This window comes from Veillonella dispar (genome assembly GCF_900637515.1).
In the GTDB taxonomy this organism is placed as follows: Bacteria; Bacillota; Negativicutes; order Veillonellales; family Veillonellaceae; genus Veillonella; species Veillonella dispar.
This window is the reverse complement of the sequence record NZ_LR134375.1, coordinates 1540522-1550000: the sequence shown is the minus strand read 5'-3', so window position 1 is coordinate 1550000 and position 9479 is coordinate 1540522. Positions and strand designations below refer to the sequence as shown.

The following is a 9479-nucleotide window of genomic DNA, read 5'->3' as shown; positions in this document are numbered from 1 at the left end:
ATACTAATCATCATAAAATCTTAACAAAAATTGACCCTACTGAGTTGCCAGATGCTTTGCTTGGAGGAAAGACTTCATTAGAGGGGATTTTAGGTGAGCCTATTGAATATTTAGCATATCCTGGTGGGTTTAACGATATGCTCGTTCAATATGTAACTAAACAGTCTGGTTATAAAATGGCTTTCACAGTACAACCAGGTACAGTACAGCCAGGAGATAATCTATATGCCTTAAATCGATTGGCTATATTCCAAGGTGATACACCATATCTATCGTTCTGGATGCGCCTACATTGTGCACCATTTATTCACTACACATGGGCATTACGTGATTTTTTACGCGATAATGGATGGCCGAGATTAGCATCTATTATTCCGTTATTCTAGGAGGAACTATGTCTTACGAAGTTGTAGCAAGACCTTTACGCGTTGCTGTTTTAACAGTTTCTGATACTCGTACCTTTGAAACCGATAAAGGCGGTAATAAAGTACAAGAGTTTTTAGAACAAGCAGACCATATTGTGGTAGATCGTAAAATTGTTATTGATGATTACGATGAAATTAGAAATGCTATGATCCCATGGTGTAATGATGAATCTATTGATGTTATCATTTCTACAGGTGGTACGGGAATTGCTAAGCGCGATGTAACAATTGAAGCAGCGAATAGTCTCTATGAGAAACATATCCCTGGTTTTGGGGAAATCTTTAGATATTTGTCCTATACAGAGGATATTGGGACTAAGGCGATGGCATCTCGTGCAGAAGCGGGAGTCAACAATAACACCTTGATGTTCTCTGTTCCAGGCTCTGTAGGTGCCGTTACTTTGGCGATGAGTAAACTTATTATTCCTGAAATGGCACATCTCGTACGAGAAATTACAAAATAATCTATAAAGACTGCTCATACGTGGGCAGTCTTTTTTGATAATATAAATCAAAAAATGATTTTGTGGACATAAAAATATTCAGGTATAACCTAATTTATAGGCTTAAAATCTATATATGTTAATTCTCAATAAATAAAACAATACCATTGCAGTATTGTTTTATTTCGATTATACTAGATTTAGTAATACGTTTGTCCGAGTGCACGAGAAAGGAGACCTTATGAAGTTAAATCAGGCCACGGATTATGCATTTCGCATGGTCTTACATATGGCGCTCTTACCTTCGGGAACGAAGCTAACGGGTTCTGTATTGGCTGAGCAAGAATTGATTCCAGAACGATTTTTGCTCAAGATTATGCGTAGTCTCATTGCAGCTGGGATTATGAAATCCTTTCGTGGTGTAGATGGTGGGTTTGCCCTCAATCGAGACCCTCAAGAGATTTCATTGCTCGATGTAATTAGAGCGGTAGAAGGGGATGCGTATTTACAACGGTGTTTATATGATGTAGGTTCTTGCTCTAAGTCTTGTATGGGACATTGTGCTATCAATGAGGCTATGGGGACGATTCAGGACCAATTAATTAATCAGTTGGAGCAGGTTAACTTTAAAACGCTTGCTCAACGTGAACAGTTGATTGAGGCTGAAGCGTTGCCATATTCACAAGCGCAATGATACAAGGTTTTTAGTAAAAGCTCATCAAGTGATGTAGGTATTTAATTCTAAGGAGGAAAACACATGTTTGAAGCTGTAGATTTAGCTCGATTACAATTTGCGCTAACATCTATCTATCACTGGTTGTTTGTGCCGTTCACACTAGGCATGACAGTGACTGTAGCTATCTTAGAGTGGACATATGTGTCTACAGGTAAAGAAGTTTACAAAAAAATGGCAAAATTCTGGGGCAAATTGTTCCTAATTAACTTTGCTATGGGTGTGGTAACTGGTATTGTTCAGGAATTCCATTTCGGTATGAACTGGGCAGAATATTCTCGTTTTATGGGTGACATTTTCGGCGCTCCATTGGCCCTTGAAGCATTAATGGCATTTTTCTTGGAATCTACATTCATGGGTGTATGGATCTTTGGCTGGGATCGTTTAAATAAAACTGTTCATGCCCTTGTAGCTACGTTGGTAGCATTAGGTACAAACCTATCTGCATTCTGGATTCTCGTAGCGAACTCCTTCATGCAACATCCTGTAGGTTATGTAATTCGCAATGGCCGTGCAGAAATGGACAATTTCTTAACAATTGTTCAAAACGGCTATGTACCAGGCCAATTCTTCCATATCGTGTTGAATGGTTTATTAACAGCAGGCGTAATTATCATGGCTATCAGTGCATGGCACTTATTGCGCAACAATGCGACAGACTTCTACCGTCGTTCCGCTAAATGGGGCATGGTTATTGCTCTTGTATTCGGTACTTTAGGCGCTTTGGCAGGTCATCATCAAGGTCAATACATTACAAAAGTACAACCTATGAAAATGGCTGCTATGGAAGCATTGTGGGAAACACAAGATCCAGCTCCATTCTCTTTGGTAGCTAACATTGATACTAAAGCACAAAAAAATACGGGCGCCCTTGAAATCCCTGGTGGTTTGTCCTTCTTGACTCAAAACTCCTTTACTTCTGGTAAAGTAGAAGGTATCAAAGATCTTCAAGCTAAATCCGAGGCTCAATACGGTCCTGGTAACTATATTCCAGATGTTCCAGCAATCTTCTGGACATTCCGTATCATGGTTGCAGCTGGTTCCATTATGTTACTTGTTGCATTCGTAGGCCTTATCCTTAATGCAAAAGATAAATTGGTTGGTAATCGCACATTCTTGAAAATTATGTTCTGGACATTGCCATTGCCATTCATTGCTCATTCCACCGGTTGGTTTGTAGCAGAAGCAGGTCGTCAACCATGGCTTGTATATGGCTTGCAATTAACTGCAGACGGTGCATCTAAAGCCGTTACAGCTCCAGAAATTATGACTACTATCATCGGCTTTACAGTTGTGTACATCGTAGCAGCTATTGCAGCTCTCTACCTTGCTGTAGAACACATCAAAAAAGGTCCAGATGGTAACCCATCTCACGATGTAGTTGAAAAAGAGGAGGCGAGATTATGGAATTAATTTTTAATAACCTTGAAGTGGTATGGTTTATTTTAATTACTGTACTATTCGCTGGCTTCTTCTTATTAGAAGGTTTTGACTATGGTACTGGTATTTTATTACCATTCATCGGTAAAACTGACGTTGAACGTCGTCAAATGATCAATGCCTTGGGCCCTGTTTGGGATGGCAACGAGGTATGGATGATTACTGCAGGTGGTGCATTATTTGCATCCTTCCCTCATGTATATGCTACATTGTTTAGTGGTTTCTATTTAGCGTTATTCTTAATGCTTGCGGCTCTTATTATCCGTGGCGTATCTTTTGAATTCCGATCCAAGAGCCCTAACTTGTTATGGCGTAAAACTTTTGACTACTGCATTTTCTTTGGTTCCTTGATTCCTGCATTATTGTGGGGCGTTACAGTTGGTAACTTGATTCAAGGTACTCCAATTGATGCAAGCATGACATATGTAGGCACATTCTTTGATTTATTAAGCCCATACACAGTACTTTGCGGTATTGCATTTATCTTGGTATTCACATACCATGGTGGCTTATTCACTTCTATCAAAACAGCTGGTGCGGTTTCCGAACGCGCTCGTGCAGCTTCTTTGGTAGTTGGTGTTCCTACTGCAATCGGTGCCTTAGTATTGGTTGCTGCTACATATGTATGTACAGATTTGTTCAACTCTGTATTAGCAATCGTGTGCTTCGCATTAGCAATCGTGTTCTTCCTCATTTCTTGGGGTGCTGCACGTACCCGCAATACAAAATGGGGCTTTGTATTTAGCTCCTTAACTGTTATTTCTGTAACAGCTGCTTACTTTGCTGGTTTGTTCCCTCGCATCATGGTTTCTTCTTTGAATCCTGATTGGAGCTTAACTATTGCAAATGCAGGTAACTCTACTTACACATTGACATTGATGACTTGTGTAGCCTTCGTATTTGTGCCAATCGTATTGGCTTACCAAATCTGGGTATACTGGACATTCCGTCATCGTGTATCTGAAAAAGACTTACACTATTAATAGAATAGCTTTATAACTCTCGTGAGTTATAAAATTTAAGTCTCAATGTGAGGCGTGTCGTAGCGGCACGCCTCTTTTTTGTGGTAAGATGAATATAATATTGATAAATTTAGATTCATTTGATCGTATATATTAGATTCTAAATTCATATGATTTTTTATATTAACTATATTTACCATAGGGGATACTATGATACAGCGTACCGCCTTTAAAGCGTTGCTAGAACATAAAGGTCAGCTTTTATTACTAGGCTTAACTTGTTTAGTTGAAAGTCTATCCATTGTTGGGCAAGCTTGGTTCTTTGGAACCTTAATTAATAATTTTATTTTTTCTGAAAATACCTTACAAGATGAAAGGTATACCATTATCTATTTAGGGATTGCTATTATTGTGAGATTAATAGCACATTATGTGCAAGAATCTGTAGCCAACCGATTGGGGAGTGCAGTAAAAGCAACCTTTAGAAAACGAGCTTTAGCACATATGTTTAAGCTAGGTGTTCAACATAAGGAGCGCCACGGCGATGTAATCCATATGCTTACAGATGGATTAGAGCAAGTAGATGCTTACGTAGCTCGATATATTCCGCAAATTTTATATGCTATTATGATTCCTCTTATCATGGGCATTGCTATTGTAGATACATTGCCTATAATTGGCATCATTCTAATTGTTACAGTACCATTGATTCCATTCTTTATGATTTTAATCGGCAAGCAAGCAGATCGCCTTAATAAAGAACAGTGGGAACGTATGAGTTTCTTGTCTGGGCATTTCCTCGATGTATTGCAAGGTATCACCACATTAAAACTTTTTGGCCGTGCGAAGGATCAAATCAAGGTCATTGGTCGTTTATCTGAAGAGTTTAAAGACTCTACTTTGCGTGTGTTGCGCGTGGCGTTCTTATCTGCATTGGTTCTTGAACTCGTAAGTACTATTAGTACGGCATTGATTGCAGTATACCTAGGCTTAACATTATTGGATGGGGAGATTCCATTCTTTTCCGCCTTCTTTATTTTGTTATTAGCACCAGAGTTCTATACGCCATTTAGACAACTGGGGGCTGCATTCCATACGGGAATGGCAGGGAAGACCTCCATTTTAAAATACGAAGAGTTTATGAATCGCCAGCCATCATTACCTGTAGGTGGGCAATCTAAACTTCAAGGACCTATACAAGCTATTGAAATTAAGGATTTAACATTTACCTATGAAGGTAGTGAAAATGGGGTACAACATATTTCTTTAGTGGCTAAACGCAATTCTCCGATTATGCTTGTTGGTGAAAGTGGAGCCGGGAAATCTACAATCGCTCATATTATTGGAGGCTTTTTAACTGCTCCTAAAGGTGCTGTTACCATCGATGGTCTTGATGTTTGTAATATCGATATTGAGTGGTGGCGCCAACAAATCACCTATGTATCCCAGCATCCTCATATCATGAAAGGGACCTTGCGTGACGTAGTATCCTTTGGGATGAATGTAAGTGATAAAGAGATTATAGAAGCATGTAAAGAAGTACAGCTACTGGATGTGATCAATAGACAACAAGAAGGTCTTGATACGATTATTGGTGAAGGTGGCTTAGGTCTTAGTGGTGGCGAACGTCAACGGGTGGCGTTAGCACGTGCGTTCTTACGAAAAGGGCAAGTGTTAATTCTCGATGAGGTAACGGCACATCTTGATGTAAAAACAGAATCTATCATAAGTAGTGCTATCCAACGTTTGATGGAGAATAAAATTGTTATTATTATTGGCCATCGCCTACAAACGATGCACTGGGCTTCTACGTTATACGTCTTAAAACAGGGGCGTATCATTCAACAAGGTTCTTATGAAGAGCTTATTGCGTTAGATGGATATTTTAAAGACCTTGTCACCTCTGGTTTAGGAGAATTTTCTTCAACTATTGAAGAGCAGTTGCAAACAGGGAAATCATTTGATATTCAAGATAGAGATGAGCTAGATTATTCAATTTCTATTGATAAAAAAGATGCTTATGTACGCGGAAACGATACACATACATCTGAAGTGTCAACGTCTAATATGGGCTTACAAGGATGGCGTTTATTATTCACTGTATTAAGTCCTGCAAAGTGGTCCTTGGTATTAGCTTTGATTTTTACATTCTTAACGGTATTCATGAATGTAGGGCTTTTAACTGTGTCTGCCTGGTTATTGGCTTCAGCTGCATTGCAACCAGGCCTTACTTATTTGAGCCTTGCCATTGTAGGGGTTCGATTCTTCGGCGTTAGCCGTGCCGTATGTCGCTATTTTGAGCGCTATACATCTCATCGGATGGCATTCCAAGGATTATATGGTTTGCGTGTATGGTTCTATGCTCATTTGGAACCATTAGCACCAGCTATTCTTAAACGCTTTGGTGCGGGGGATATGTTAGGCCGTATTATGGGGGATATAGAAGTATTACAATTCTTCTATTTGCGCACATTAATTCCTCCTGTAGCAGCCATTGCTTTAACTGTTTTAGTAGCCTATGGCGTTTCTACGATTGATAGCACTTTGGTTACGCCTATAGTTTTGTCGTCCCTAGTATTAGGTTTGGTATTGCCTTTAGTTGTATATGCTCATAATAAACAATCATTGACTGAGATTGGACCTCAACAAGGGGAGTATAAATCACTATTAAGTGATACTATGGATAGCTTAGAGGATGTCATTAGCTATGGCAATGAAGATTTAGTCTATCATCGTATTCAACATATGATGCATATTGTTGATACTAATAAGGGTGTTATTGAGCGTGGCATGAACTTAGGGAATACGCTGTTCCTAGGTGGTGTGCAAATTACTGTTGTCATTGTAGCTATATTGGCTGCCAATGCTTTGACAGGCGCTTGGGCTAGTGTTATGGTAGCGGTTGCTGCCATTGGTACACAAGCTTGGTTTGAAGCGTTACAACCTATGATTGCTGCCGTTCATCATGGTGCTGAAAGTAAGGTAGCTACGAGTCGTCTCATGGCACTCGCCAATGAGCCAATGCCTGTGGTAGACCCAAAGGCACCAAAACCATTCAATGCTAATCGAGACATTACCTTTACCGATGTATCCTTTGGTTATAATCAGGATCGTTGTATTTATGAACATCTTAGATTAGGCATTAAGCAAGGGCAATCAGTTGCTATCGTTGGTGCTAGTGGCTCTGGTAAGACTACATTATTTAATATGCTTGAGCGTTTATATGATTATGGTGGTTCCATTCATGTAGGTGATGTAGAATTAAAGGATATTTCTATAGATACATGGCGTAATGCGTTAGGAACTATTACACAAGATACGTATATCTTCCATGCGTCCTTTGAGGATAATATTCGACTAGCAAGGCCGGATGCTTCAGCTACTGATTTAGAGCGTGCTATCGACCGTGCTTCCTTGCGCTCTGTAGTGGATAGATTGCCGGTTGGTCTTAATACGATTGTTGGTAGTGGTGGTCATGGCTTAAGTGGTGGTGAACGCCAAAGGGTTGCATTAGCTCGATTATTCTTGCGAAATCCACAAATCGTTTTATTGGATGAACCATTGGAAGGTTTAGATCAAGTAACAAGAAAGGCTTTACATCGTGATTTGATGGAATATGTAAAGGATAAAACATGCTTATACATTACCCATCAGTTAGAAGGATTAGAGCAAATGGACCGTATCTTATTTATGGATAAAGGTCAAATTATAGAAGATGGAACTTATGAAGAGTTAATTGCGCTTCGTGGTCATTTCTACGAATATTGCTACCTATCTATGGCAAGTATTCAATAAAAATAAATATCAGTTAAATTATCTATTATAGCTATTAACTTATAATAGGCTAAATATTAAACTACAGTAATAAAGCCCCTTTTACTTGATATGTACCCATTTTCCTGGACACATATTATTTACTAGCCTAAACACATGGATGCTTCCCTGTATTTTACAGGAGGCATCCATTTTGTTTTTTTCTGGATCCTTTTGTTGTTGTAATAGTTAATGTATTCTTCTATTGCTACTGCAAAAGCATTAAATGATGAATATTCTGTTTCAAAACCATAATATATTTCTGTTTTCAATCTACCAAAAAAGGTTTCCATCACAGAGTTATCATAACAATTTCCTTTTCTAGACATAGACTGAATAATGCCATGTTTTTTAAGTGCTTGTCTAAAATAGTTATGTTGGTATTGCCAGCCTTGGTCAGAGTGGAAGATTAATCCCGAAAGATTAGTAAACTTCTTAAAGGCTTTCTCTAACATACGAGAAATCTGTTCTAAGTTAGGCCTTAATGCTAAGTCATAAGCAACAATCTCATTCGTATTCATATCTAAAATAGGCGATAAATAGCATTTTCCCCACGAAAAATTGAACTGAGATACATCGGTAGTCCATTTTTGTAATGGTGCAGTTGTACTAAAATCTCTATTGACGATATTTTCCGCTATTTTGCCGACTTTCCCTTTGTAAGAGTGATACTTTTCCTTCGGTCGCTTTCCTGCGAGTCCCATACTATGCATAAGTCTTTGTACTCGTTTATGATTGACTACAAAACCTCGATTAAGAAGCTCTTGGTATACACGCCGCACACCATACCGACCTTTATGTTCTGTAAAAATCTTTTGAATTTCATCTTTTAGCTTTGTATTTCTTTTATCTACAAGATCTACTTTAGTAAGTTCAAAATAATAAGTAGATTTGGACATTGGCATAGCTTTCAAAAGATGCTTTAATTGATATCCTTGCTTTCGGAGCGTTTTAATAATCGCTGCTTTTTCGCCTTGAGACGCGCAGCTTCCTTTTCTTCTCTCAAGGCAATCTCTTTTTTTATGACTTCATTTTCAGCTTTAATATAAGCAATTTCAGCTCGTAAGCGAATGAGTTCCTCATATTCACTCTCTTTGAGTTTTCGAGGTGAGATAGTCTTAGTTACTTTCATTTTGCAATCCTTTGGTGGTCGTCCTTTAGATTTATTAATAAGACCATTGTATCCCAAAGTTTTATATTTATGAACCCATTGATACAGTTGTCCAGAATTAATGCCCGATACAATAGCTACTGCTCTTAAACCTTGACCAGAAAGAACTTGGCATACTAACTCATATTTTTCTTCTGGAGACCAATACTTATTAGCCCCTCGACTTTTATTAATGGCCGAGCCATGAAGCTGTTCTAATTTAACCCAGTCTCTTATTAGTCTATGAAATGTATCTGTCCTCACACCGTTAGGTGTCTTGGGCCATTCACCTTGGTAGAATAATTCAATTGCTTTTCTTTTAAATTCATAACTATATCTCATGAAAATACCCCCTTTACTGGTTGTCCAGTAAAGGGGGTACATATCAACTATGTAAAAGGGGCTTTATGTATGCCTATATTTAATAGTATATGTAGTAGTCTTTTATCGATAAATCATGCAATATATGGTATAATTTGTATGTCAAAAGCTATTTTTTGTTGCCCTTGGAGG

8 protein-coding genes (1 of these 8 running past the window's edge) are annotated in these 9479 nt (G+C 38.5%); 6 read left to right on the top strand and 2 right to left on the bottom strand.

Annotated features, from left to right (window positions below):
• The 6 genes from EL171_RS07185 to cydD form a co-directional block, all read left to right on the top strand.
• Positions 1 to 386, top strand: partial view of a polysaccharide deacetylase family protein gene (locus tag EL171_RS07185; protein ID WP_005387187.1) — the 3' end only. Its footprint begins 475 nt before the window's first position; 386 of the gene's 861 nt are visible here — the last part of the coding sequence; its start codon lies off the left edge, out of view; it ends in the stop codon at positions 384 to 386.
• A gap of 8 nt (positions 387 to 394) precedes the next feature.
• Positions 395 to 889, top strand: coding sequence for a MogA/MoaB family molybdenum cofactor biosynthesis protein (locus tag EL171_RS07180; protein ID WP_005387188.1), 495 nt, complete (start codon positions 395 to 397; stop codon positions 887 to 889).
• Positions 890 to 1109: 220 nt separating this feature from the next.
• Positions 1110 to 1562 carry an RrF2 family transcriptional regulator gene (locus EL171_RS07175; protein ID WP_039969438.1) on the top strand — a complete coding sequence of 151 codons (453 nt, stop codon included), beginning with the start codon at positions 1110 to 1112 and terminating at the stop codon, positions 1560 to 1562.
• 63 nt (positions 1563 to 1625) lie between these two features.
• Positions 1626 to 3014 (top strand): cytochrome ubiquinol oxidase subunit I, encoded by a 1389-nt coding sequence (locus EL171_RS07170; RefSeq protein WP_005387190.1) that lies wholly within the window; start codon positions 1626 to 1628, stop codon positions 3012 to 3014.
• Positions 3005 to 4024: a cytochrome d ubiquinol oxidase subunit II gene (gene cydB, locus EL171_RS07165; RefSeq protein WP_005387191.1), complete on the top strand. Its 1020-nt coding sequence runs from the start codon at positions 3005 to 3007 to the stop codon at positions 4022 to 4024. Before EL171_RS07170 ends, cydB begins: the two co-directional genes overlap by 10 nt.
• A gap of 189 nt (positions 4025 to 4213) precedes the next feature.
• A complete protein-coding gene (cydD, locus tag EL171_RS07160; protein WP_005387192.1) occupies positions 4214 to 7798 on the top strand; it encodes a thiol reductant ABC exporter subunit CydD in 3585 nt (1194 codons plus the stop codon).
• Between the two features lie 122 nt (positions 7799 to 7920).
• Here cydD and EL171_RS07155 read toward each other — a convergent pair whose 3' ends face one another.
• Positions 7921 to 8775: an IS3 family transposase gene (locus tag EL171_RS07155; protein ID WP_232013666.1), complete on the bottom strand. Its 855-nt coding sequence runs from the start codon at positions 8773 to 8775 to the stop codon at positions 7921 to 7923.
• Positions 8739 to 9308, bottom strand: coding sequence for a helix-turn-helix domain-containing protein (locus EL171_RS07150; RefSeq protein ID WP_039969439.1), 570 nt, complete (start codon positions 9306 to 9308; stop codon positions 8739 to 8741). Before EL171_RS07150 ends, EL171_RS07155 begins: the two co-directional genes overlap by 37 nt.
• Between the last annotated feature and the right edge of the window lie 171 nt (positions 9309 to 9479).